This window comes from Hydrogenivirga sp. 128-5-R1-1 (assembly GCF_000171895.1).
The window spans coordinates 1-1,667 of sequence record NZ_ABHJ01000277.1 but is presented as its reverse complement, the minus strand read 5'-3'; the positions used below and the strand labels follow the sequence as shown (position 1 = coordinate 1,667).

General features: G+C 26.3%; 3 protein-coding genes. All 3 read right to left on the bottom strand.

From position 1 onward, the window contains the following. Nucleotides 1–225, bottom strand: a 225-nt coding sequence (locus HG1285_RS02495) for a hypothetical protein (RefSeq protein WP_008289116.1), incomplete at its 3' end; no start/stop codon positions are given. Continuing rightward, the gene (locus HG1285_RS02500; protein WP_008289114.1) at nucleotides 222–1,352 is read right to left on the bottom strand and encodes a hypothetical protein; all 1,131 of its coding nucleotides are present in this window, start codon (nucleotides 1,350–1,352) and stop codon (nucleotides 222–224) included. The genes HG1285_RS02500 and HG1285_RS02495, both read right to left, overlap by 4 nt. A 105-nt stretch (nucleotides 1,353–1,457) precedes the next feature. After that, nucleotides 1,458–1,661: a hypothetical protein gene (locus tag HG1285_RS02505; protein ID WP_008289113.1), complete on the bottom strand. Its 204-nt coding sequence runs from the start codon at nucleotides 1,659–1,661 to the stop codon at nucleotides 1,458–1,460. Nucleotides 1,662–1,667: the final 6 nt, after the last annotated feature.

The window sequence follows — 1,667 nt, the reverse complement described above, 5'->3', positions numbered from 1 at the left end:
TTTAGCTAAACTACCTCTTTTTGACGCATAAACTCCTGCAAGTTTTACAAGTTCATTATAATTTTTTATTTCTTTATTAAGCCTTTGTTCTAACTTTTTCACATTTTCAAAGTTTTGCAGAGAAATATACACACCTAAAAACAAAATAGTGAATATTAGTGATACAAAAAGGGTATATTTTTCTCTTTCTTCTAAAGCATTAAAAAATATTTCCAACTTTTTCATAGTTTTATACTTATCCTGAATCTTATTTTTCCATTTGCATCTTTTACACTTTCCTCAATTTTAACATCTGTAAATTTCTCATTTAAAGCCCTTCTGAATTTATCTACAGTTTGAATGCTGTCCGCAAACCCTCTTATAACAGCGGAATTTGACGATATATTGATATAAATTACTTCAATATCCGGTATTTTTGATTTTTGTCTTCCAATAAAATTTAAAATATCAGCAGAATCTTCTTTTTTGGTAAAACTTTCCTTTAAAGCTGCTACTTTTCCTTTAGCCTGTGCCAAAGGGTCAACAGGAGTTCCTCCAAAGTATTTCATATAAACGATTTTTTCTTTATTTTTTACTTTTTTTATTTCATGTTTTAATGTGTAAGCTTTTACAAAAAGGCCTATATTTATAAAAATGAAAACCATTAAAACTAAAAGAGAAAGGGAAGCTAAATTTTTTAAGTTTACAAATGTTTCCTTATGTAAAAAATCAACTCCAGTCCTATAAACAGGTTTTAAAGCATTTCCAAAAGCAATGTTTAACTTTGGGTTTTTTAAAGGATTGTTTAAAACAGGATTTTCTATGTTTTCAGGTATAAAACCAGAAACCATTACTTTTGGGTTTTCTTTTAAAATATCATTTGCCTTTTCTAATGAAATAGATAAAACTTTATTTGGGAAACCTTCTTTTATTTCAATGTAAACTGCATAATCGTTGTAAATATGAATAATATCAGCATTGTCTTTTTCATTATAAAGTAAAAGACGTAAAAGTGAAAAAACATCACTGTCAATTGAGTAAATGTCTGAAAATTCTTCTTTTAGTTTAGAAATTATTTCCCTTTTAGTAATTACACAAAAAATCTGCGAGTTTTTTTTATAATAACTCCATTCAATTTCTTTATAATCAGGAAGTTCAGCTTTTAGGGCAGTTTCTACAGCTTTTTTTATTTTATTTTCATCATCAAAATCAAAATTAAATGTTCTAAAAGTTGAATCCTTAACAGGAATAGAAACTATAACTTTAGGATTTTTTAATGATTTAACTACTTCTATCTGTTTTTTTAATGGATTAACTTTCGCATATAACTGAATTCTTTCTTTTTCTGTTATCTGAACTGCTAAAATGTTCATATCTAATGTGATTTTTTCTCACTGCTTTTTATTAAGAAATAAAAAATACCTACCGTAAATATTCCTATTATGAAAAGAGAAATTACTAAAAAAAGTAAATAATTTTCAACAGTCATCACTTTTTCCTCCAAATGCTATAAGTAAAGAACCTACCAATACAGACAATGAAAAACCAACTAAAGCAATCAAAGTTGTTTTCAAACTTAGGTTATTATTAATAATAGGTTGAATTAAAGCAAATACAATAAATGCTACTCCTATATTGATAAAACCTTTACCTACTTCCTTTGCCGAAATCTTCCAGTTCATTTAATA